Source organism: Flindersiella endophytica (assembly GCF_054779015.1).
The window spans coordinates 1-22,697 of sequence record NZ_BAAGYY010000012.1 but is presented as its reverse complement, the minus strand read 5'-3'; the positions used below and the strand labels follow the sequence as shown (position 1 = coordinate 22,697).

The 22,697-nt window shown below is 69.4% G+C and carries 20 protein-coding genes; 7 read left to right on the top strand and 13 right to left on the bottom strand.

Annotated elements, in window-relative coordinates:
* From ACYVF6_RS11725 to thpR, 5 genes are all read right to left on the bottom strand, one after another.
* Window positions 1–1,515: a molybdopterin-binding protein gene (locus tag ACYVF6_RS11725; RefSeq protein WP_460520052.1), complete on the bottom strand. Its 1,515-nt coding sequence runs from the start codon at window positions 1,513–1,515 to the stop codon at window positions 1–3.
* Window positions 1,516–1,592: 77 nt separating this feature from the next.
* Window positions 1,593–2,348 carry a sugar ABC transporter ATP-binding protein gene (locus ACYVF6_RS11720; protein ID WP_460520049.1) on the bottom strand — a complete coding sequence of 252 codons (756 nt, stop codon included), beginning with the start codon at window positions 2,346–2,348 and terminating at the stop codon, window positions 1,593–1,595.
* Window positions 2,348–3,256, bottom strand: coding sequence for an ABC transporter permease (locus ACYVF6_RS11715; protein WP_460520046.1), 909 nt, complete (start codon window positions 3,254–3,256; stop codon window positions 2,348–2,350). The genes ACYVF6_RS11720 and ACYVF6_RS11715 overlap by 1 nt, the downstream gene beginning before the upstream one ends.
* A gap of 116 nt (window positions 3,257–3,372) precedes the next feature.
* A complete protein-coding gene (locus tag ACYVF6_RS11710; RefSeq protein ID WP_460520043.1) occupies window positions 3,373–4,335 on the bottom strand; it encodes a substrate-binding domain-containing protein in 963 nt (320 codons plus the stop codon).
* A 428-nt stretch (window positions 4,336–4,763) separates the two neighbouring features.
* Window positions 4,764–5,366 (bottom strand): 2'-5' RNA ligase family protein, encoded by a 603-nt coding sequence (thpR, locus tag ACYVF6_RS11705; protein ID WP_460520041.1) that lies wholly within the window; start codon window positions 5,364–5,366, stop codon window positions 4,764–4,766.
* A 57-nt stretch (window positions 5,367–5,423) separates the two neighbouring features.
* On the opposite strand from thpR, the gene ACYVF6_RS11700 reads away from it, so the two are divergent.
* The 4 genes from ACYVF6_RS11700 to ACYVF6_RS11685 all read left to right on the top strand — a co-directional run bounded on the left by ACYVF6_RS11700 (window position 5,424) and on the right by ACYVF6_RS11685 (window position 8,839).
* Window positions 5,424–6,191 carry an SDR family NAD(P)-dependent oxidoreductase gene (locus ACYVF6_RS11700; RefSeq protein WP_460520038.1) on the top strand — a complete coding sequence of 256 codons (768 nt, stop codon included), beginning with the start codon at window positions 5,424–5,426 and terminating at the stop codon, window positions 6,189–6,191.
* A gap of 154 nt (window positions 6,192–6,345) precedes the next feature.
* Complete coding sequence (locus ACYVF6_RS11695) at window positions 6,346–6,726, top strand: MarR family winged helix-turn-helix transcriptional regulator (protein ID WP_460520035.1); 381 nt, start codon at window positions 6,346–6,348, stop codon at window positions 6,724–6,726.
* Window positions 6,723–8,216 carry an MFS transporter gene (locus ACYVF6_RS11690; RefSeq protein WP_460520032.1) on the top strand — a complete coding sequence of 498 codons (1,494 nt, stop codon included), beginning with the start codon at window positions 6,723–6,725 and terminating at the stop codon, window positions 8,214–8,216. Before ACYVF6_RS11695 ends, ACYVF6_RS11690 begins: the two co-directional genes overlap by 4 nt.
* A complete protein-coding gene (locus tag ACYVF6_RS11685) occupies window positions 8,150–8,839 on the top strand; it encodes a maleylpyruvate isomerase family mycothiol-dependent enzyme (RefSeq protein ID WP_460520029.1) in 690 nt (229 codons plus the stop codon). Before ACYVF6_RS11690 ends, ACYVF6_RS11685 begins: the two co-directional genes overlap by 67 nt.
* Before the next feature lie 218 nt (window positions 8,840–9,057).
* On the opposite strand, the gene ACYVF6_RS11680 is transcribed toward ACYVF6_RS11685, so the two are convergent.
* The 4 genes from ACYVF6_RS11680 to ACYVF6_RS11665 all read right to left on the bottom strand — a co-directional run bounded on the left by ACYVF6_RS11680 (window position 9,058) and on the right by ACYVF6_RS11665 (window position 13,722).
* Window positions 9,058–10,473, bottom strand: coding sequence for a cytochrome b (locus tag ACYVF6_RS11680; protein ID WP_460520026.1), 1,416 nt, complete (start codon window positions 10,471–10,473; stop codon window positions 9,058–9,060).
* A gap of 65 nt (window positions 10,474–10,538) precedes the next feature.
* The gene (locus ACYVF6_RS11675; protein ID WP_460520023.1) at window positions 10,539–11,693 is read right to left on the bottom strand and encodes a glycoside hydrolase family 5 protein; all 1,155 of its coding nucleotides are present in this window, start codon (window positions 11,691–11,693) and stop codon (window positions 10,539–10,541) included.
* 56 nt (window positions 11,694–11,749) lie between these two features.
* Window positions 11,750–12,244 (bottom strand): GNAT family N-acetyltransferase, encoded by a 495-nt coding sequence (locus tag ACYVF6_RS11670; RefSeq protein ID WP_460520020.1) that lies wholly within the window; start codon window positions 12,242–12,244, stop codon window positions 11,750–11,752.
* The gene (locus ACYVF6_RS11665; protein WP_460520017.1) at window positions 12,244–13,722 is read right to left on the bottom strand and encodes an NCS2 family permease; all 1,479 of its coding nucleotides are present in this window, start codon (window positions 13,720–13,722) and stop codon (window positions 12,244–12,246) included. Before ACYVF6_RS11665 ends, ACYVF6_RS11670 begins: the two co-directional genes overlap by 1 nt.
* A 183-nt stretch (window positions 13,723–13,905) precedes the next feature.
* Here ACYVF6_RS11665 and ACYVF6_RS11660 point away from each other — a divergent pair, with 183 nt between their 5' ends.
* On the top strand, window positions 13,906–14,187 hold the full coding sequence (locus ACYVF6_RS11660; protein WP_460520014.1) for a DUF2530 domain-containing protein: 282 nt from the start codon (window positions 13,906–13,908) through the stop codon (window positions 14,185–14,187).
* Between the two features lie 30 nt (window positions 14,188–14,217).
* On the opposite strand, the gene ACYVF6_RS11655 is transcribed toward ACYVF6_RS11660, so the two are convergent.
* Window positions 14,218–15,003: a DUF3027 domain-containing protein gene (locus ACYVF6_RS11655; protein WP_460520011.1), complete on the bottom strand. Its 786-nt coding sequence runs from the start codon at window positions 15,001–15,003 to the stop codon at window positions 14,218–14,220.
* Window positions 15,004–15,064: 61 nt separating this feature from the next.
* Between ACYVF6_RS11655 and ACYVF6_RS11650 the strand changes: the two genes are divergently transcribed.
* A complete protein-coding gene (locus ACYVF6_RS11650; RefSeq protein ID WP_460520009.1) occupies window positions 15,065–17,383 on the top strand; it encodes an MFS transporter in 2,319 nt (772 codons plus the stop codon).
* Here ACYVF6_RS11650 and ACYVF6_RS11645 read toward each other — a convergent pair.
* The 3 genes from ACYVF6_RS11645 to ACYVF6_RS11635 all read right to left on the bottom strand — a co-directional run bounded on the left by ACYVF6_RS11645 (window position 17,380) and on the right by ACYVF6_RS11635 (window position 20,800).
* A complete protein-coding gene (locus ACYVF6_RS11645; RefSeq protein WP_460520331.1) occupies window positions 17,380–17,763 on the bottom strand; it encodes a cold-shock protein in 384 nt (127 codons plus the stop codon). The genes ACYVF6_RS11650 and ACYVF6_RS11645 overlap by 4 nt on opposite strands.
* 135 nt (window positions 17,764–17,898) lie before the next feature.
* Window positions 17,899–19,341 (bottom strand): ATP-dependent sacrificial sulfur transferase LarE, encoded by a 1,443-nt coding sequence (gene larE / locus ACYVF6_RS11640; RefSeq protein ID WP_460520006.1) that lies wholly within the window; start codon window positions 19,339–19,341, stop codon window positions 17,899–17,901.
* A gap of 76 nt (window positions 19,342–19,417) precedes the next feature.
* On the bottom strand, window positions 19,418–20,800 hold the full coding sequence (locus tag ACYVF6_RS11635) for a glycoside hydrolase family 76 protein (protein ID WP_460520004.1): 1,383 nt from the start codon (window positions 20,798–20,800) through the stop codon (window positions 19,418–19,420).
* Between the two features lie 214 nt (window positions 20,801–21,014).
* Between ACYVF6_RS11635 and ACYVF6_RS11630 the strand changes: the two genes are divergently transcribed.
* Window positions 21,015–22,598, top strand: coding sequence for a CocE/NonD family hydrolase (locus ACYVF6_RS11630; protein WP_460520001.1), 1,584 nt, complete (start codon window positions 21,015–21,017; stop codon window positions 22,596–22,598).
* Window positions 22,599–22,697: the final 99 nt, after the last annotated feature.

Sequence of the window (22,697 nt, the reverse complement as noted above, 5' to 3'; positions counted from 1 at the left end):
TCAGCTCACGTTCAGCGAGATCGTGTGGTAGCCGCTCGATCCGTCGGGCGCCGGTGGGGCCACCGCCGCTGTCTGCACAGCCCCCGACCCATCCGTCGCGCGGACCTGCAGCTGGTGCTCGCCTTCGGCCGCCTGCCAGGTCCACTTCCACTGCCGCCACGAGTCCTTCGTCGGCTGCCCGGCCAGCTTCGCCTCCTGCCAGGGCCCGTCGTCCACGCGCACCTCGACCTTCGACACTCCCCGATGCTGCGCCCACGCGAGCCCTGCCACCACGACCGGCCCCGGTGAGACACCGGTGCCCTCCCGCGGTACGTCGATCCGCGAGGCCGTCTTGATCGGGCCCTTCTCCGCCCAGCCGCGCGTCGACCAGAACGCCTTGAAGCGGTCGAAGCGCGTCACCTCGATGTCGACCACCCACTTGGTCGCCGACACGTAGCCGTAGAGCCCCGGCACCACCATCCGCACCGGGAAGCCGTGGTTCACCGGCAGCGCCGCGCCGTTCATCGCGAACGCCAGCATCGCGTCACGCCCGTCGGTGAGCGCCGACAGCGGCGTGCCGCACGTCCAGCCGTCCTGCGACGTCGACTGCACCGCGTCCGCGTCCGCGTGGACACCGGCCTCCTCCAGAAGCTCCGACAGCCGCACGCCCGACCACAGCGCGTTGCCCACCAGATCGCCGCCCACCTCGTTGCTCACGCAGGTCAGCGTCACCCACCGGTGCACGATCCGGCGCTTCAGCAGCTGTTCGAACGTCAGCGTGATCGGCTTGTCGACCATGCCGTGCACGCGCAGCTGCCAGTCGGCAGGATCGACGAGCGGCACCCGCAGCGCGGTGTCGATCCGGTAGAAGACCTCGTTGGCCGTACGCCAGGGCGACAGGCCGTCAGCCGAGAGCGACGCCCCCGGCGGCATCGCGGTCGACGGCGGCAACGGCAGCTTCAGCGTCGACCTGGCCTCCTCCACTCCGGCCCGGTTGCCGCCGCCCAGCCGGCCGAGGCCCGCACCGGCCAGCGCGCCGACCACCACGATGCCGCTGCCGAGTAGCAGCTGCCGACGTCCGGCGTCCTCGGAATCGAAGCGGTTCAGCAGGACCGGCAGCACGATCAGCGCCGCCAGCCCGGCGGCCAGCGCGGGCAGTGCCGCCGTCACGGTCGCGTCGGGCTGGTACGCCGAAAGCAGCGCCACCGCAGCCGCCGCCGCGACGACCACGCCGAGCCCCAGCTTGCGGATCCGCGAGGTCAGGACGCCGATGCCCGCGGCCGCGGCGATGATGACGAGGACGACGCCTCCGAGCAGCACCGGCTTGTCGGCCGTGCCCAGCAGCCGGATCGCGGAGCGTTCCAGCCAGCCGGGCACGATGCCGATGAACGCCTGCCCGATAGCCACCACCGGCGTGTGCTGGACGCCGAGCAACCCGGCCACGAGCTCGGCCGCACCGAGCCCGGCGACGGCGGCGAGCACGCCGGCCAGCGCCCCCCGCCGCCACGACGGTCTACGCGCCTCAGGAGAGTCCACGAACCCATCCTCACCCCGCGGACCAAGGAACGACCCGCCCGACGCGAATCCGTCAGCTTTTCGTCACATCCGCACCCTCAGCCACCGCCCGTCCGATACTCCGCCACCACCAGCTCGGTCAGCTCCTGCACGGTGGTCTGCGACGCCTGCCGGTCCAGCTCGATCGTGCCGTGCCGCAGCAGGTTCACCCGGTCGCACACCTCGAGCACCTGTGCGTAGTTGTGCGCGATGATGATCACCGACACCTCGCCGCGGTCGCGGAGCTTGCGTACGAGGTCGAGGATCAGCTTGCCTTCCTTCGCGCCCATCGCCGCGAGCGGTTCGTCCAGCAGGAGGATCTTCGCCTCCGAGTAGACCGAACGCGCCACCGCGATCGCCTGCCGCTGCCCACCGGACAGCTTGGCGACCTCGACGTCCACCGACGAGATGTTGACCCCCATGTCGGCCAGGTGCTGCCGCGCGAGCTCCTTCATCTCGCGGTTGCGCAGGAACGGGCCGCGGCTGATCTCTCGTTTCAGGAACATGTTGTGGAACACCGAGAGCTCGTTGATCAGCGCCAGGTCCTGATACACCGTGTCGATCCCGAGCGACCGGGCGTGCTCGACCGACTTCAGCTGCACCTCCTGCCCTTCGAGCACGACGCGCCCGGTGTCGGGCTGGTGGAAGCCGCTCAGGATCTTGATCAGTGTGGACTTGCCGGCGCCGTTGTCGCCGATCAGCCCGAGCACTTCACCTTTGCGCAAGCGCAGGTTGACGTCGGTCAGCGCGGTGACGGCACCGAACCGTTTCGCCACGTGCTCGACGGCGAGTACTTCCTCGGATCCGACAGCCATCAGGTCCTCCCGGCTCTACGTAGCTGAGCAAGGCGTACGTTCGCGATCATCGCGATCAGGATCGCCAGTCCGATGATGTAGTCGAACGCGTAGGCGCTGATGCCGATCAGGTTGAAGCCGACCCGCAGCACCGCGAGGACGATCGCGCCGAGCAACGCGCCGAGGATGGTGCCGGATCCGCCGGCGAGCGCCGTTCCGCCGATCACCGCCGCCGCGACGGCGTAGAACATGGTGTTCGTACCGCCTGCGGTGGCATCGATGGTGTTGATCCGGAACGCCTCGATGATGCCGGCGAGACCACCCAGTGCACTGCAGATCATGAAGTTGCCGATCTTCACGCGGCCGACCCGGATGCCCGCCTCGCTGGCACCGAGCACGTTGCCGCCGACCGCGATGGTGTGCAGGCCCCATCGCGTACGGGTGAAGAGGACGTGGATAACGGCGACGATCACCAACGCCCAGGTGATCTCCGCCCAGGGCGCCTGGCCCATCCACGGCTGGATCGAGACCGCCGCTTCCGGAATCGCCACCGGGAAAGCCCCTGACGTCGTCAACGTGATTCCGCTGACGACGAACAGCATGCCGAGCGTGCCGACGAACGAGGGCACGTGCAGCATGACGGTGACCAACCCGTTGATCAACCCGATGCACGCGCAGATCGCGACCGCGATCAGGATTCCGGGAATCACCGGAAGTCCCCACAGATCGACGGCGAAATGCATGAGGAACGGTGCCAGCGCGAACACGTTGCCGACCGAGAGGTCGATTTCGCCGCTGACCAGAAGCAACACCTCTCCCGCGGCGATGATCGCGAACGCCGCGACGATCTGGGAGACGTTGACGATGTTCGCGGTGGTGAAGAACGTTCCCGTACTGACTTGGAAATAGATGACCAGGCCAATGGCCACCAGTGCGATGCTGCCCTCGCGCCACCGCAGAAAGAGCTCCGCGGCTCGTCTCCATCCATTACCCTGCTGGCCATTGCCCTGCTGCGCCGCAGCGCTGCTATCAGCTACCACGCGACCTACCCGTGCGGAATCGCGCCGGAACGCTTGACCAGTTGCTGTTCCTTGCTCGAGCCCTGGAACCTGGTCTTCGTGGTCAGGAACGGGTCGACGTTCTCCTTGGTGATGAACGACAGACCCGTGTTGGTGTCGGAGGGCGTGACCAGCCCGCCGGACAACTTGTAGAAGTAGAGCTGCAGGACTGGCAGGAAGCCTTGTAGGTACGGCTGTTGGTCGATGGTGAAGTCGAGGTCGCCGGACTTGACCGCCTGCAGGGTCTTCGGCACCAGGTCGAAGCCGCCGGCGGCGATTCCCTGGCTCTTCAGCTTGTATTTCGTCATGACCTCGCCGACGCCCTGGGTCGAGCCCGCGTCGACGGCGAACATGCCCTTGAGGTCCTTGTGGCCTTGGTAGTAGGCGTCGATGGTGCTCAGCTCTTGTGGCAGCTCCGCACCGGTGGCGATCTGGTCGAACTTGATGTCCTTCTTGGAGTCCTGGATCGCCTGCTTGGCGCCGTCGATGCGCGGCTGGATGTTGAGCTGTCCGGGCGTCGCGATGAAGCCGACGACCGAGCCGCCTTCGACCAGGCTCGCGATGCGTTCGCCGAGCCGTACACCTGAGGTGAACAGGTCCTGGCCGATGTAACCCAGCCGGTTGCTGCCTGGGTTACCGACCGCACCGTCTGCGTTATAGGTGACGACCGGAATGCCTTTGTCCAAAGCGTTGTCGATAGGAGCCTTGAACGCGTTGGTGTCGACGACGCAGACCGCGATGCCGTCGACCTTCGCGGACGTGGCGGAGTTGACAGCGCTGACCATCTCGCCGATGACCGACGTCTTGGAGCCGGTCCACTGGATGCTGGGGAGGCCGAGCAACGCACACGCGTCGGCGGCTCCGTACTGTGTAGGTTGGAAGAACGGGTTGGTCGTCACATGGTTGACGAAGGTGAATTTCCATTTGGGCGTGGCCGGAAAATCTCCCACGCCTGCTCCACTGTCGCTTTCCGGGGCTTGCTCACCACACCCGGCCAGAAGTGCGGAAGCGGCCAGCGACGCGCTGAACAATCCCCCACCGGTGAGCAATCGCCGTCGCGCGACCGAAGACAACGGAAGTGTCTCGACCGCTTCCTCTACCTGCGAATCGATCCTTTTCATAGCCGACCCCTCGGAGATCGCGCGTGTTCGATATATCGGACGCAGTTCGGGTTGTTGAACTTCTAAGGAAGTTATGGCCCGAGCCGGACACTGTCAACGGGCCAAAGATCACAACCGCGACACAGCGACCGTCGAAACCGTTCGACGATTTCCTGAACGATTACCGAACGATGCCGGCGACCACGACGATCAGGAGGAGCAGCACGAGCACACCGGGGATGACGAGGCGGCGATACTTCGGATGCACGAGAGCGAGGCTACTCCTGGCCGGAAGTTCCCGGTTCCCCGAGCGGCCAGCCGGCGATAGTTTCGTACGTCGCGCGACGGCCCGGTCCCTGCCCGAGATGCGACCGTACGAGATCGAGGCGGTCGGCGCGCCAAGGTGGACCTGCGTAAGTTTCGAGCCGCTCGACGAGCGGCCGCACGTCCGCCGGCTGCTTCAGGCGGGCGAGCGTCAGGTGGGGGCGGAAGCGGCCCTCCCGTACGTCAAGGCCGGTACGCCGGGCAGCCGCCGTCGTCGAGTCGGCCAGCCGGCGCAACGGCTGGGTGTCACCGCCGACGCCGGCCCACAGCACGCGCGCGGCCCGACTGGAGCCGAAACCCCCGCCCCGGCCGACCTGGAGCTGGAGGGGGTGGTGCCGGGCCGCGGCCCGGCCGATGCGCCGGGTGAGCTCGTCGAGCTGCCGGTCGTCGACCTCGCCGAGGAACGTCAGCGTCAGGTGCCACTGGTCAGCCGTGGTCCAGCGCAGGTCGGCGGCCGGTCCGCCGACCGCTGTGCCGGCGGCGCGTAGGTCGTCCACGACCCGCTCGAGGTCGTCGAGGACCTCGGGTGGCGGCGACAGTGCGACGAACAACCGCATGGGGCTGTTCTATAGAGGCCGAGCGGAACCGACGACGCCGGGTCGCACAATGGGCCCATGACCGACGCGCACCTGTTCTCCCTCTCCGGCCGCACCGCCATCGTCACCGGCGGTAGCTCCGGCATCGGGCGCGCGATCGCGGAGGCGTTCGCCGAAGCCGGCGCCGCCGTCGTGGTCGTCGCCAGGGGTGAGCAGGCGCTGAAGGAGACGACCACCGCGATCGCCGGTCAGGGCGGTAGGGCCGCGTACGTGGTCGCCGACCTCGCCGACCGCGGTGAGCTGCGCCGGGCCGCGGACGCCGCCGTGGCACATTTCGGCGAACCGGACATTTTGCTCCACGCCGCCGGTGTCAACCTGCGCCCGCCCCTCGACGACCTGACGGTCGAGCAGTGGGACGTGACGATGGCGCTCAACCTCGACGCCGCGTTCCTGCTCGGCCAGTGCTTCGGGCCGGGCATGGCCGAACGCGGCTGGGGGCGGATCATCAACATCGGCTCGCAGCAGTCGATCCGGGCGTTCGGCAACAGCGGCGCGTACGGCGTCTCCAAGGCCGCGGTCCTCGCTCTGACCAGGTCACAGGCCGAAGCCTGGTCCGGACGCGGCGTGTGCTGCAACGCCATCGGGCCCGGCTTCGTCAAGACACCATTGACGGAGGAGACGCTCAGGGACCCGGTTCGCGAGACGGCGCTTGCCGCCCGCAGCATGATGGGCCGCAACGGGTTGCCGGGCGACTTCCGGGGCGTCGCGCTCTTCCTCGCCAGCGACGCGTCGGCTTACGTCACGGGCCAAACGATCTTCGTTGACGGTGGATTCTCCGTGCACTAAAGCGGAAACCGCTCTCCCACATCGTGGCGTTCTGTCGAAATTTGCTTAGCATGGGTAACGAGCTACACTGGAAGCCATGCCTTCACCAACTACCAGCCGATCTGTGTCAACACGCGCTGACGCAGATCTGGCCAGTACGTTGCGGCTTGCGATCATGCGGCTGCGCCGCCGCCTGAACATTCAACGGGCTGCCGACCACCTGCTGTCGGCCAACCAGCTCGGGGCGATGGGCACCCTGAAGCGGCTTGGGCCGATGACGGTCGGGGAGCTGGCCGCGCACGAGCGAGTGCGCCCGCCTTCGATGACACGCACCGTGACGTCCATGGAAGAACTCGGGCTGGTGGCCCGAGAACCACATCCCACCGACGGGCGACAGGTCCTCGTCCGGCTTGCCACCGAGGGCAAGCGAATCCTGCTGGAGGACCGCAAGCGCCGCGACGCCTGGCTGGCTCGCGAGCTGCACCAACTGACCCCCGAAGAGAAGGAGATCCTGCGCCGAGCGGCGCCGATCCTGGAAAGGCTGGCTGCATCGTGAACACGTTCCGGTCATTGCGGAACGCCAACTATCGTCTCTACGCAAGCGGTGCGGCAGTCTCGAACATCGGCACATGGGTCCAGCGGATCGCGCAGGACTGGCTCGTCCTCCAACTTTCCGGCAACAGCGGCACCGTGCTCGGCATCACCACCGGGCTGCAGTTCCTGCCGTTCCTGTTGCTCGGCCCGCTCGGCGGTGTGCTCGCCGACCGGTTCTCCAAACGGCGTGTGCTGCAGGCCAGCCTGGCCGCTTCGGGCGTGACCGCCGCGGCACTCGCTGTTCTCGACCTGAGCAACCACGCACAGGTCTGGCACGTATACGTACTGGCGTTCGTGCTCGGCGCGGCCGACGCGCTCGGCAACCCCGCGCGGCAGTCGTTCGTCGTCGAGATGGTCGGCAGGGAGGACCTGCCGAACGCCGTCGCGCTCAACTCCGCGTCGTTCAACGGCGCGCGGATCGTCGGCCCGGCGATCGCCGGTTTCCTGATCGTGCTGGTCGGCACCGGCTGGGTGATCATGATCAACGCGGTGTCCTACATCGCCACGATCTGGGCACTGCAGAAGATGCGTACGTCGGAGCTGCAGTCGCCGGACCCCGTGCCGCGCAAGAAGGGCATGACGCGTGACGGCCTGCGCTACCTGCGTGGCCGGCCCGACCTCGTCCTGCTGCTGTGGGTCGTGTTCTTCGTCGGCTGTTTCGGGCTCAACTTCCAGCTGACCAGCGCGTTGATGGCGACCGAGGTGTTCGGCAAGGGTGCGGGCGAGTTCGGCATCCTGGCGTCGTTCATGGCGTTCGGCTCGCTGGGCGGCGCGTTGCTGGCGGCGCACCGCAGCCACCCGCGGCTGCGTACGGTCGTGATCGGTGCCGGCGTCTTCGGGCTGGTCGAGATCGCAGCCGGGCTGATGCCGACGTACGCCACGTACGCCATGGTGCTGCCGGCCATGGGGCTCGCCTCGATGACCATGATCACGTCGGCGAACGCGCTGATGCAGTTGACGGTCATCCCCGAGATGCGTGGGCGCACGATGGCGGTCTACGCCATGGTGTTCATCGGCAGCACGCCGCTGGGCTCGCCGATCATCGGCTGGATCGGCGACGTGATGGGGCCGCGCTGGACGTTGATCATCGGCGGTGGCATGAGCGCGCTCGGCACCGTGGTGGCGGCGTACTTCCTGGGCCTGCGCAAGCAGATCCGGCTGCCGCGACAGGCATCGGCGGCCATCGAGCCTCCTGCGGAGGCCGCGGTGGAGGCCGACGCCGAGGACCCCCTTCCCGAGGATGCGGCGGTTGGGGGTGGGAGTAGGGCGGCGGAGCCGCCGGGGGCCGGAGAAAGCACAGTGTCGGTGGGCGATGAGAAGCTGTCTGAGTGGAAGCTTCCGACTACCTCCGACACCTCCAAACCGACGCTGACCGGCTCGCGGATGTGGCGGCCAAAGGTTTTGACGCCGCCGTTCCGTCGTGTGCGGGCTGGACGGTCCGGGACGCGGTAGCGCACGTCGCGGAGGTCTACCTCCACAAGGCCGAGACGATGCGCCGGCAGGCCGACCCGCAACCGTGGCCGCCGCCTGGCCTGTCGGGGCGTGAGCCGATCGCGTTGCTGCTCGAGACCCGCGCGCAACTGCTCGATGAGCTGCGCACCCGCGGGCCGGAGGCACCGTCCTACACCTGGCATCCGCCGGACCAGACCGTAGGTTTCTGGTTCCGGCGGATGGCGCTGGAGACCGCCGTCCACCGGATCGACGTGGAGCTGGCGCACGCGGCCGAGACACCGGTCGATGCGTTGCTCGCCGCCGACGGCATCGACGAGGTGCTTACGGTGATGCTGGCCGGCGACTGGTCCGACTTCCCGGTCGAAGAGGCCGCGGGAACGGTTGTCGACCTGTCGGCGGGCACCCGCACCTGGCGGATCCAGCTCGAGCCGGCCTATGTCACCGTCACCGACCACGCCGCCGACCCCGCCATCACCGACGACGCCGACGTCGTACTGTCCGGCGATCCGTCCGACCTGCTGCTGTGGCTGTGGGGCCGCGCCCCACTCGACCGCCTCACAATCGAGGGCGCCGCCGACGTGGTGACCGCGTTACGGAGCCGGGTGGTGATCGCCACGCAGTAGCTCCAGCCCGTCAACCGGCCGCCGGCGCCGCCCGCATCAATGCCCCGGCCATCCCGATGGCATCACCGTCGCCAGCCGCCGCGGGCCCGCGACGCCATCCCGCGACCTGGCAATCTCGGGTTCGTCTCGACTGTGCCGCGCGCCGCCCAGAGTGGCCCCCCGGAGTCCAGCCGGACGCGGAGGCCGCGCCGATGGCTGCGACACAGTGGCCGTCTCGGCTATGCCGCGCGCTGCCCGGGGTGGCCTGCCGGGTCGAGGTGGCGCGGGTCGTCCGGGTGGGTGGGCGGGGCGGCAGCGTCGAGCGCTCGCCTGGAGCGGAGCGGTGTCACCAGTTCCTCGTAGCCGCCGGTTGGCTGGCGGACGATGATGCCGGTCTCGACGCCGTGTTCCTCTTGTTCCCTGGCGTTGGCCACGAGGCCGGCCAGGAGCGTCTTGGTCGCGAGGTAGCCGACGACCGGCGCGGCCAGGGCGGCGATCCGGAAGAACCAGACCACGTGCTCGACCGCCAGGTGGAACTGCGTCGCGATGATGTCGCCGGCGGCGGCTGCGGTGAGTACGCCGTAGAGCAGCAGCCACGCCACGCCCAACGCCGTCCGGGTGGCCGCCTGGCGCGGCCGTTCCGGCTCGTTCGGTGTCTTCTTGTCCCTGCCGAACCGCTTCTGTACCAGCGGCACGGCCACCAGCAGCGTGAACAGGATCCCCGGGATCACCAGGCCCGGAACGAGAACGGCGAGCGAGAGCGTGTAGCCCGACACCGTCACCTCCCAGTTCGGGAAGATTCGCAGCCCACCGTCAAGGAAGCCGAGGTACCAGTCGGGCTGTGAGCCGTTGCCCGAACCCGCGGGATCCGACGGCCCCTGCACCCACGTCGGGCTGATCTGGGCGGTCCCGCCGAGTACGAGCAGCGTGCTCGTGGCGATCAGCATGGTGCCGGCCGACTGTAGGAGCTCGGCCAGGTTCCGCCGCCCCGCCGTCTTCTGCCCGCCGCCGGCGCCCGCGGCCACGCCCACGTCCACCTGCTTCCGGGCCCACCGGACGACCAGGGCCAGCACACCGAGAATCGCCAGCGGCACAGGGAGAACGTGGATCCAGTACAGCTTCACGACGAAGTCGCCGGGAAAGCCGCCGCTGCCGAACGCCAGCGCGTGGAGGAGCGTCCCGACCACGGGAATCGACTGCACGACGCCGGAAGCGATCGCCATGCTCGAGCCCGACAGCATGTCGTCCGGCAGGTTGTAGCCGGTGAAGCCGCCGGCCAGGCTGAGGAGCATCAGTCCGACGGCGCCGAACCACGGAACCCGCCGCGCGCCCTTGAACAGGCCGCCGAAGAACATCCGCGCGAGCAGCCCGAGCACCGCCGCGTTCAGCAGCACCGACGCCCAGTGATGCGTCTGCCGGATCAACAGCCCGCCAGGAATCTCGAACGCGATCCGCATCATGCTGTCGAACGCCTGCGACACCGTGACGCCGCGCAGCCCCGCGTAGACGCCCACGTAGACGACGGGATCGATGCTCGGCTTGTACCAGAACATCAGCACGACCCCGGTCACGATGAGGACTCCGAGGCACGCGAGCGCGAACTCCCCGAGGGCCCGGGACCACTTGTCCGGGAACAGCCACCGATACACCCGCATGAGTTCCTCCATTCGATCTGAACTCGATACGGAGACGGATCCGCGGCTCCGGCTGTGACTGAGAGCTACGTCACCAGCCGCGCCCGGACGACCTCGCCCCACGGCCTGGTGGGCTCGCCACCCCAGCTACGAGCGATCGCCCAACAGTCCGGCCAGGGGTTGTAGGCCCACGCCGTCCACGACAGCCGGTGCCCGTCGATCCAGTCGAACGTCGTCCGGTCGAAGCCGGTGTCGCCCACATCACTACGCCGGCAGGGTCGATCGAGGTCGTCGACGAGCAGGTCCGGGCCGATCTCCCCCACCAGCACCGGCACCCGCCGGGCCACCGGCGCGATCGTCGAGTCGTAGCAGCCGGTGTCGCTGCACTCGTTGACGCTGTAGAGGTGGACGTCAGCCGCGACCTGCCCCCAGCGCCGAGCCGTCCCGGACGTACGCCAGCGCGACAGGTTCTCCGCCCAGTGGATACCAGCCAGCAGGATCACGTTGCGGGCGCCGGTCGACCGGATCGCGGCCACGAGCTCACCCATCCCGGCGGCTTGGTACGTTCCGCCGTTCGCCGAGGCCTGCAGGCAGCCGGACCACCAGCACCGCCAGGCCCGGGCGGTGTCGTACTCGCCGTACGGAAACGGCTCGTTGAACGCGCCGAACAGCACCCGCCGGTTCGCCTTGAACGCCGTCGCCGCGGAACGCCAGAAGGCCGGCGAGTGATCGCGGTTCGGCATCGGATCCTGCTCCAGGCTCCGCCGCGAGCCGGGCGCCGTCCGATGCAGATCGAGTACGACGGCGAACCCGGCGCGGGTGGCACGCGCGACGAACGCCTCGATCGGTCTCCGGTAGCGCCCGCCGCGGTACGCAGCATCGACCTGGGCCAGCCCGAGCCAGCAGGTCTCGTTGACAGGGAGGCGGATCGTGTTCGCGCCCCACGCCCGCAGCCGTCTGAGCGTGGCGTCGCCCGGTGCGCGGCCGTCCGGGGTGTCCCAGATGCCCCAGCCCTCCTGGCAGGCGTACTCGGCGCCGGAGATGTTGACGCCGCGCAACCGGACCGGGCCGTGCCCACCGTCGTAGAACCGGGCCCCGGACACCCAGATCGGTTCCGAACCCGGCGCCGGTGCCGCCGATTCGACCGGCGCCGGCGCCGGCGCCGCTGGTGCCGCCGGAGACGCCGGTATCGCCACGCAGAGCATGGCCAGCATCGTGAGAAACGCGCGCTTGACGCCCATCGGCCGCCTGTCGTAGATGGCTCCCGCCTCTACACCTACCCAGTTGGGCGCCACGGCTAGAGCTGCAGCGCGGACTCCCAGACGAAACGCAACGCGGGCCGGCCACCAATCGCGGTCTCGCCGACGACGGTGAAGCCCGTCCGCTCGAGCACGGTCCGCGAGGCCACGTTGTCGAGCGTGGTACGCGCCGTCAACGCCGTCAGGCCGTACTCCGCGACCGCCAGCGCGCAGATCTCACGGACGGCAGCCGTCGCCAGTCCCTTGCCGGCCGCCCGTTCCGCGATCCGATAGCCGAGCTCCGCCGATCCGTCCGCGACGTCGACCAGGTTGACCCGTCCGACGATCGACCCGTCGGCCTCGACCAGGACGTGGAAGTGACAGACGCCTTCCTCCTGCTCGGCGAGCCGCATCGCCAGCTGCTCGTCGAACTCCTGGAAGTAGGCATCGCCGCGATCCGAGATCGACGCCGCGAAGTACGCACGGTTCTCGAGCTCGAACGCCAGCAACGCCGCCGTGTGGCTCGCGCTGAGCCGCTCGATCGCAGGCTCCATCAAACGCCCAGCAGGTCGCTGATCGGCCGGATCGCGAAGTAGACGACGAACAACGCCGCCACGATCCACATCAGTGGGTGCACCTTGCGGGCCTTGCCGCTGACCGCCTGCAGCACGACGTACGACACGAAGCCCGCGCCGATGCCCGCCGTGATGGAGTAGGTGAACGGCGCCACCACGATCGTGAGGAACGCGGGCAGCGCGATCTCCATCCGGTCCCACGGAATCTCCCTGATCTGCAGCATCATCAGGAAGCCCACGATGATCAGCGCCGGAGTCGCCGCTTCGTACGGAATGATCTCGACGACCGGTGCGAACACCGTCGCCAGCAAGAAGCAGATGCCGGTGACCACCGACGCGAGACCGGTCCGCGCGCCCTCGCCGACACCCGCGGCCGACTCGATGTAGGACGTGTTGGACGACACCGACGCCGCACCACCGGCCGCCGCGGCCACGGAGTCGACGATCAGGATCCGCTGGGTGTTCGGTGGCTGGCCCTTGGCGTCGAGCAGCTTCGCCTCAGCGCCGATCGCCGTCATCGTGCCCATCGTGTCGAAGAAGTCGGCCAGCATCAGCGTGAAGACCAGCAGCACGGCGGCGACGACACCGACCCGGCTGAACGCGCCGACCAGGTCGACCTGCCCGATCAGCGAGAAGTCCGGCACCGAGAACCACTTCTCCGGCAGCGTCGGAACGTTCAGTCCCCAGCCGGTGGGGTTCACCTTGTCGCCGTCGACGGACGGGCCGATGTGGAAGATCGCCTCGGCGATGATGGCGAGGATCGTGGCACCGATGATCCCGAACAGGATCGCGCCCTTGACCTTGCGCAGCATCATGATCGCGATCGCCACCACGCCGATGACGAACACCACGACAGGCCAGCCGTCCAGGAAGCCGCCAGACCCGAGCTCGACCGGCACGGGCGGATTGGCCGTACGCCGGACGAAGCCGGCGTCGACGAAGCCGATCAACGCGATGAACAGGCCGATCCCGACACTGATCGCGACCTTGAGCTCCTTCGGAACGGCCTCGAAGACGGCCTTCCGTAGTCCGGTGAGGACCAGGAGGAGAATGACCAGACCCTCGAGTACGACCAGGCCCATCGCGTCGGCCCAGCTCATCTGGCTGGCGATTCCGAACGCGACGAAGGCGTTCAGGCCCAGACCGGTGGCCAGTGCCAACGGGAAGTTGGCGACGACGCCCATCAGGATCGTGACCACACCGGCGACCAGAGCCGTCGCCGCGGCGATCATCGCGAAGTTGGGCGTGGAACCACCGCCGAGGAGCTGGCCGTCGGCGTCCTTGGCCGTACCGATGATCAAGGGGTTGAGCGCGATGATGTAGGCCATCGTGAAGAACGTGACCAGGCCACCTCTGATCTCGCGGCCGAACGTCGACCCGCGTTCGGTGATCTTGAAGTAGCGGTCGAGTGCGTTTCGCGACTGCGGTTTCGGCGCGTCGGTTTTGGAATCGACCATCTGGGGCCTCTCATCGCACGGGTGACAAACCAGGCGTCGTTGCGAAGGATAGGGGAGATTTGTTTCTGAGGGGCCACCGCGGTCGACCGGCACAAGAAGCCGCCCATGGCAGACAGCGACAACAGCGGGCTGCGGTGGAACTGAGCACGGTCGAACGCGAAAATATGGATTAGGCTCGCCAGCGTGAGCAACGATCGTCGGTTCTTGGAGACCGCGCACGTACCACCAGCCGATGTGACCGGCGTCCGCACGATCGCGGTCGGCACCGCGGTGTGGGCCGTGGTGCTGGTGGGCTCGCTGCTCTTCCGCGATCGGCTGGAGGCCGCCGGCAACGGCTGGTGGATCTGGACCTGCGTGGCCGGAATCGTGCTGGGACTGATGGGCGAGGCCTACTGCCTCGACCGCCGCCGCCGGCTTCGCCGCGCGCTTGCCGCCACCCCGCCGGTGGCGGCAGACCACCAGTAGTCCCGCATACCCCGGGTTGCCCCGCGTCGTCTAGTCGACGTCGTCGAAGCCGAGAGTGTCGAGCACCGGCATCAACTGGTCGACCGAGTCGGAAACGTCGACCAGCACGACCTCGGAGTGCGCACCACAGCCGTGGTCGAACGACACGACTTCGCCGTCGCTCGGTGAGTAGGCGTTGGCGCAGACGCCGAACAGCGAGCCGAGCTCGCCCCTCAGCCGCACGAGGAAGCCGCACGAGACGCACTTGGCCGGAGCCGCCTGCGCTACCGGGTCTTCCGGGCCGTGCGGGCCTTCGTACCAGCGTTCGGCCGCCAGCTCACGTCCCTCGGTCGACAGCACCCGCGACCGCCCGACGCCGAGATCGTCGGCGAGCGTGCGGAAGTCGCCGGCGTCGAGGTCGACGTCGGCGCCGGTGTAGGACGGGACCAGCCGGGGGTCGTCACTCTTGGTAGGCAGCAGGTCGCCTGGACCGAGGTCTTCGGGACGGATCCGCTCCGACCACGGCACCCATGGTGGGGCCAGGATCGCGTCGGCGCCGGGCAGCAGCACCACCTCGTCGACACTGACGACCTTCTGCCGGGGTGCGCGGGTCACCGTCACGGCCCAGCGCCAGCCGACGTAGCCGGGGTTGGCGCATGAGAAGTAGTGCGTGACCACGCGTTCGGCATCGGCATCGCAGCCTTGGTAGTCACCGAGCTCCTCTTCGCCGGCCACCTCTTGGGCGGCCAGACGAGCGAGCTCGGTGGCTTCGGCACACAGCGTGTCGGGGCGGACCGTGCGGGGGGTTCGGACAGAGCGCCTGACGTCGGCATTCACGTACACGATTGTGACACGCGTCCCAGGCGTTGACCGACATGGTTACCGAAGCGTTGGCAAGATGGGAGAGGTGGAGCCCGGAAGCGACCGACCTGACGACGCACCCGGCACTCCGCTCGGACCTCCCGGGCGCCGTGCCCGCCGCCGAGCGACGGCTGCCGACGCCGACGCGGGTACGGAGCGTGACCGCAACGCCCACGGCGGCCCGCACGGCACGCGCCCGATGGAACAGGTGCCCGCCCAGCGAGAACAACGGCAGCAGCCGGCGCCGCCTCCGCACGACCCGGAAGACGGCAAACCGACCCTGCCTCCGCGCGCCCGGGTGACGGACGAGAGCGCAGCCGGCCGGGCCGCGCAGGAGGGGCGGACGGCCCGGAAGCCCTGGTGGCGCGACTCCGGCAAGGCCGATCCGGACCACGCACCCAACGCACGCGGCGCCGAGCCAGGCGGCCCGGCAGTCGCACCCGGCAGCTACGACCGCGGTGGCCAGGCGGAGGCAGGCCGGCCACCGGAAGCACGCCACGGCGAAGCAGGTGGTGCATCAGCCGGCAACGGCGGCCACGCGGAGACAGACCGACCGCCCGACGCACGCTACGGCGAGCCGGGCGGAGCGCGCGGCCCAGCCGCCGCACGCGCGGACTATGGCCAGGGCCGGCCCGGACCAGGCCGGCTGCCCGACGCTCGCCACGGCGAGCCCGGCAGGGCAGGCGCCCCGGCAGCCGCACCCGGCAGCTACGGCGCTGGCGGCCACGCGGAGGCAGGCCGGTCAGCTGACGCTCGCGACAGCGAGCCGGGTAGAGCTGGCCGCGCTGGCCGGGCAGAGGCGGGCCGGACGCCGGAAGCGCGCCACGGTGGAGCGGGCGGAGCGGGCCATCCCGGGCCGGCAGCCGCGTCAGCCGCCCAGGGCCAGCGCCATGCGGAGCCGGGCGGATCGGGATCGTCGGCCGAGGCGCCGGGTGGCGCCACCGCCGAAACACAGGCGCAGGTCGGCGCCCCACCGACCCCTGCTCCTCCGGCGGGCAAGCTGGCCGGAGCTGCGGCCGCGGCGAGGAAGGCCGGCGCGGTCGCTGCCGGATTCGGCCGCGGAAGCGCGCGGCTCGGGCGTGGCGCGGTCCGGCGGATCAGGCGCGTCACCCATGCCCAGGGCGCCGGCGAGACCGGCCTGGGCCGGATGATCGAGCTGCACGCGTTCAGCAACGGCGGCGACGCCGCGATGGCCGTCGGTCTGGCGGGCACGCTCTTCTTCACCGTCCCCTCGGCCGAGGCGCGGGGCAACGTCGCGCTCTATCTCGCGCTCACGATGGCTCCGTTCGCGGTGCTGGCGCCGCTGATCGGGCCGTTCCTCGACCGGTTCCGCCGCGGGCGCCGGTGGGCGATCGGCTCGACGCTGGCGGTCCGCGCGTTCTTCTGCTGGGTCGTCGCCGGCGCACTGGCCACCGAGCAGTGGTACCTCTATCCCCTCGTGCTCGGCTGCCTGGTCGCCTCCAAGGCCTACAACGTCACCCGCGCCTCGGCCGTACCCCGCCTGCTGCCCCCGAGCGTCCCTCTCGTCACCGCGAACTCGCGCATCTCGCTCGCCGGAACGATCGGCGCCGGCCTGTTCGCCGCGATCGCCGGCGGGTTGTCGTTCATCGGCCCCGACTGGGCGCTGCGCTGGGCGTTCGTCGTGTTCATCGTCGGTACGATCCTCGCGATCCGGCTGCCCGCTCGCGTCGACTCCTCCGAAGGCGAGGAGAACGTCGGCATGGCCGAGGTCGCCGGCAACCGGCACAAGATCCCCGCCGTGGTCGTGCTCGCTCTGCGAGCCAACGCCGCGTTCCGTGCACTGGCCGGCTTCCTGCTGATGTTCATGGCGTTCCTGCTGCGCCAGCACCCGCTTCCCGGCGTGCCCACCGCTGCCCAGGTCGGCATCGTCGCCGGCGCGGCAGGCGTCGGTGCGTTCGCAGGCACGTCACTCGGGGCGCTGACCCGCGACCGCCTGAAACGCCCCGAAATCGTCGTGATCGTCCTGCTCGCGCTGGTCACCGTGACGGCCGCGGTCGCGTCGGTCCTCTACGGCCTGATCGCCGTCGCCGTGTTCGCGCTGGTCACCGGTGTCTGCCAGCAGCTCGGGAAGCTGTCGCTGGACGCACTGATCCAGCGCGAGGTCCCCGAGCACGTACGCACAGGCGTCTTCAGCCGTTCGGAGACGGTGCTCCAGCTGGCCTGGGTGCTCGGCGGCGGCCTCGGCATCGTGCTGCCGCTGATCCCCGCGCTCGGCATGGGCGTCTGCGCCGCCGGACTGGCGATCGCGCTGGTGTTCGTGCTCCGGACGCGTGTGAGGATACGAGAAACGGCGGCCACCCAGCCGGCGGCCGCCGCTCCTGCCGAAAGGAACTAGAGCTCGAGCTCGTCGGCCAGGCCGCGCATCACCTGCGCGAGCTGCTTGGCCTTACGTGCGTCAGGGTGCCGCCCACGCCGGTAGTCGGTCTCCAGGCTGTCCAGCAGCTTGATCACGTCCTCGACGACCGGGACCATCTCCTCCGGCTTCTTGCGCCGGGCCTTGGACACGCTCGGAGGCGCCTCGAGCAGCTGCACCGACAACGCCTGGTCGCCCTTGCGACCGGCAACGATGCCGAACTCGACGCGTTGCCCTGCCTTCAACGAGGTCACGCCCGCGGGCAGTGCGGAGGCTCGCACGTAGACATCGCCGCCCTCATCTTTGGTGAGGAACCCGAAGCCCTTCTCCGCGTCGTACCACTTAACCTTGCCTGCCGGCACAACAACCTCGCTCAACGGTGTGGACATAACTGAGCCCCCGGTTCTCAGGGGGCCGTCTCCCAGGGTAAACGTATCGACGCCGAACCACTACCTTGATTACGGACGGCGCCGACGCACCAACTATCCGATCAGACGTCAACGATAGCGTTCAGGATCCGTGAGCAGCTCGTTCATCGAACCCGAACGGAAGCCCTTCGGATCGACCTCCACGGAGTCGAAACCAGCGGCGGCGACCGCTTCGTAGACCTCCGGAAGCTCGGTCACCTGCTCGACCAGCGCCGAGTCGACCTCGACCTTGGCGGTGTCGCCGACGTCGCGTACACGCATGTTCTGGACGGGCAGCCGCACGGAGTCGAACACCTCGCGCAACGCCGCTTCGGCACGCTCGACCCGCACCAGCCGCATCGGCGTGATCGACAGGCCGTACGCGATCCGGCTGGACAGGCAGGCGGCGGCCGGCTTGTTCCAGGTCGGCAGCTCCCACTGCCGAGAAGCGGTCCTGACCTGCGACTTGGTGAAACCGGCGGCGCGCAGCGGCGTCACGGCACCGCGCTCGTGGGCCGCCCGGATGCCGGGACGGAAGCCCGCGCGGGCGTCGTCGTAGTTCGTTCCGGTGGCTACGTGGTCGATGCCGAGCTCCTCGGCCAGCGGCGTCAGGACGTCGAGCAGCTCGGACTTGCAGAAGTAGCAACGGTCGCCGGCGTTAGCGCGATAGCCGTCGCGCGCCATCTCGTTCGTCGACGGCGCCAGGTGGCGTACGCCAAGAGACGCCGCGAACTCCCGCGCCGGCGCCAGCTCGGCGTCCGGCAGCGATGGCGAGACGGCGGTCGCGGCCACCACTTGGTCCGGCCCGAGCGCGCGGACCGCCGCGGCCAGCAGGAACGCGGAGTCGGCGCCACCGGAGAACGCCACCAGGACCGAGCCGAGCTCCTTGAGCTGGGCCTCCAGCGCGGAGAGCCGGCGCGGCAGCAGCCAGCGCTCCAGCCAGGCCGGGAAGCCGGTCAGGTCGTCCAGCACCACGTCGGTGCCGGCCTCGGCGAACTCCGACGCCGAGATCGGGCCGGTGGTCACGCTCACCGCGACCGCTCCGGCTGCCCGGGCTCCGCGAACGTCACCGAGGTGGTCGCCGACGTAGATCTCCGCGCCTCGTTCGCGCAGCGCGACGCCCTTCTGCTCGGCCCACAGGTCGCCGATCACCTCGTCGATTGGCAGGCCGAAATGCTCCATGTGCAGCCTCGCGTGCGGCTCGTTCTTCGCGGTCACGACCAGTACGCGCCCGCCGTTACGGTGCACGGCGTCGATCGCCTCGCGTACGCCCGGCAGCAGCTCGGCCGCTGGCACACCCATCGAGGGATAGAGCTCGCGGTACGTCGCCACGGCTCCGGCCACCTGCTCGGGCGGGAACCAGTTGGCCGCCTCCGCCTCCAGCGGCGGGCCGAGCCGGCTGATGACGGTCTCGACGTCGATCGGCACGCCGGTACGTTCGGCGAGCGCCCGCCACACCTCACCGATTCCCGGCCGGGTGTCGGCCAACGTCATGTCGAGGTCGAAACCGACCACCAAACCATCTGAAGCCACGTCTTTGAACCATACGGGGTCGCGCACAGCGACTCGATGTTCACCACAGGGTTCAGCGCCGGCCTCACCGCCGTCGCTACAGCGGCGCGACCAGTGCCTCGAGCGCGCTGTGCTGCCGCGCGGCGTCGGAGGAGTCGAACGGGCCGGCCCAGTGCAGGCCGTACTGCGACAGGCTGTTGCGGTCGTTCGCGTACGCGGAGTCGGCCTGTCTGGCCAGGTAGGAGCGGTACGGACGGCCGGACAGCGCTCGGTCCAGCTCGCCGAGGTTGCGTACGTACACGCCCTTGAACGACGGGCCGTCGCCCCCGCAGTCGCCGTTCTCGCACGGCTCGCGCAGGACGCCGCCGGGGTTCAGCGTGCCGTTATTGGTCGAGGCGTCGGCCAGCTGGCGGGCTCGCGTCAGCATGCCGGCGTCGCCGGTCGCCCGCGACAGCTCGACCAGCCCGCCGAGGACGATGCCCTGGTTGTAGGTCCACATGGTCTGGCCGTTGTTCTGGCAGGTCGTGTTGTCGAGGCCGTCGTTGACGAGGTTCGAGGAGTTGATCATCCCGCTGGCCTGGAACCAGCTCCAGCCGGCCTGCGCGCGTCCCAGATAGGCGGTGTCGCCGGGGATCCGGTTGTGCAGCGCGGCCGACAGCTTGATGTAGAGCTCGTTGGTGACGGCGTTCTTGTACGTCTTGTCGGTCCGCCACCAGACCCCGCCGCCGCAGTGCCCGTCCCAGTACGAGTGCATGTAGTCGGCGTCGATCCGCGCCATGTCAAGGTAGCGTTGCTCGCCCGTCAGGTCGTACGCGCGCACCCACGCCAGCCCCCACCAGCCGGTGTCGTCGAGGTACTCGTTGGTGAAGTTGTTCCCGCGGTTCTTGTCGAACGTGTTCCCGATCGCGTAGCGGTACGTCGTCGAGCCGGTGCGCTGGCTGTAGTCGATCAGCGCGGTCAGCGCGTTGGCGGAGTTCCACCAGCCGGTGGTGTTCCAGAGCCCGCGCGAGTTGTCGTAGAACTGCATCAGCGCGGTCGCGGCCGCGGCCTCGCGGGTGGCGGCGTTGACGGTCGAACGTGCCCACGGCGTGCAGGTGATCTCGGGCCGGTTGCCGGCCTTGCCGCACGCACGCAACGCGCCGATCCCACGCGCCGACGGGTTGTCGACGTTGTACATCAGCGTGCGCCAGCCGCGCTGGCCGGACGGGATCGTGGTGTCGCCGAGCTTGCTGCCGTCGGGCTCCCAGGTCCGGCCGCCGTCGAACGAGCGGTCCAGCCACACCTCGTCGCCCGGGTCGCCGTTCTCGATGCCGGCCCAGCCCATGTTGTCGCCGTCGGAGATGTGCAGCACGACCTGCCGGCTCCACACGCTCGACGTACCGGCGATCCGGTCACCGGCAGCCTGCGCGGGATCGCGCTTGTCGCAGTAGATGTTGCAGACCTCTGCATACATTTCGCGGTCGTCCGTGCTCAGTTTCACCGTCGACTCCGTGTGTTGCTCACCGCTGGGGTCGGCTTCTTGTGCGCGGGCGCCCGCCGGTACCGCGTTTGCAGTAGCAGCCGGAACAGCGAACGAGACGGCTACGACAGCAGCGGCCACCAGCCCGATCGATCGTGCGCGCATGCCCTGAAGCTAGGAACCGCATCCGGTCATCGCAAGCTCGCTGGCCGCTTCCTGCCGTAACCTCACAGGCATGGCTCCTCGCGTGGTCTGCCTCGACACCGAAGTCGTCCTGCCCGACGGCGTACGGCTCGCAACCGACGTGTTCATGCCGGACGATGGCCACCGCCATCCCGTGCTGCTGGTGCGCACGCCCTACGGCCGGGGTGGCGCGCGTGGCGCCTACGACGCCGCCGGCATGGCCCGGCTCGGCTGGGCCGTCGTGGTGCAGGATGTTCGCGGCCGCTGGGACTCCGAGGGCGAGTTCATGCCGTTCGACAACGAGGCCGACGACGGCGCCGCCACGATCGCGTGGTGCGTGGCGCAGCCGTGGGCCAACGGCAAGGTCGCGATGATCGGCGCGTCCTACCTCGGCTTCGTCCAGTGGCTGGCGGCTTCGCGCAAGCCCGCGGGACTGGTTGCGATCGCGCCGACCGTCACGGCGGCAAACCTGCGTGACGAGGTGACGTTCGAGGGCGGCGCGCTGACGCTCGGGACGATTTCGGGGTGGGCGGTCGGGGTCAGCGCGCTCGGCAGCAACCTCGACGCCGGCCTGCAGCAGGAGTCCCTGCAGGCGCTGGACGGCTGGCCCGGCCTGCTCGCGTCCCCGCTGGAGGAGACGGTGCTGTCGCGGATCACGTCCTCGGGCCTCGACTGGATCGACTACCACAACACCGAACGCTGGGACCGCATCGACGTCTCGCCCTCGCTGGGCGACCTCGACCTGGCCGGCTACCACCTCGCCGGCTGGCACGACATCTTCTGCGAGGGCAACCTCAACGCGTTCGCCGCGCTCACCTCCTCCGAACGCCCGGAGTCCGTACGCCGCCGGCAGCGGCTGGTGGTCGGGCCGTGGGCGCACGTGACGATGCTGCGGCGGGTCACCGGCGAGCTCGACTTCGGCGTGCAGGCGGCCGGCGACTTCAACGGTGTGGTCGAGGAGCAGATCGCGTTCCTCACCGCTGCCGTGGCCGGCGCACCCGAGCTGCCCAGCGGCGTACGGCTGTTCGTGATGGGCGACGACAAGTGGCTCGACTTCGACGCCTGGCCGGTGCCGACGTCGCCGGTTTCGCTTTACCTGGCTGAGGATTCACGGCTCACCCAGGCGCCCGCCGAGACCGCCGGAGCCGACCGCTGGCAGCACGACCCCGGCTCGCCGGTGCCCAACGCCGGCGGCCGTACGCTCCATCCGATTCCCCCGGCGCCCGGGCCGCTGGACCAGCGAGCGGTCGAGAGCCGCGCCGACGTGCTGGTCTACACCAGCGACGTGCTGGAGCACGACCTCACGATCATCGGTGGCGTACGCGCGGAGCTCTACTTCGAGTCCACCGCACCCACCGCGGACGTGACGGTGAAGCTGGTCGACGTCCACCCCGACGAGCGCGCGATGCTGGTCGTCGACTCCATCCGGCGGGTCTCCGGTGCCGATGCCGGCGCGACGCCGGTGGAGGTCGAGGTCGGCTCGACCGCGCTGACGTTCAAGGCCGGCCACCGGGTGCGGATCGAGGTCGCGTCGTCCAACTTCCCGAAGTACGACCTCAGCCCGAAGGCCGACCAGACCGTCCACCACGGTGGCCGCGCGCCGTCCCGGATCGTGCTGCCGGTGTTCGAGCGCTAGGCCGTGTTTCGAAGTCGGGCGTGTCGTGATCGTCGACAAGTGAGGTCTCCGGTAGAGGGGTTCATCGACCAAGACGAACCTCATACGCGGAGACCTCGT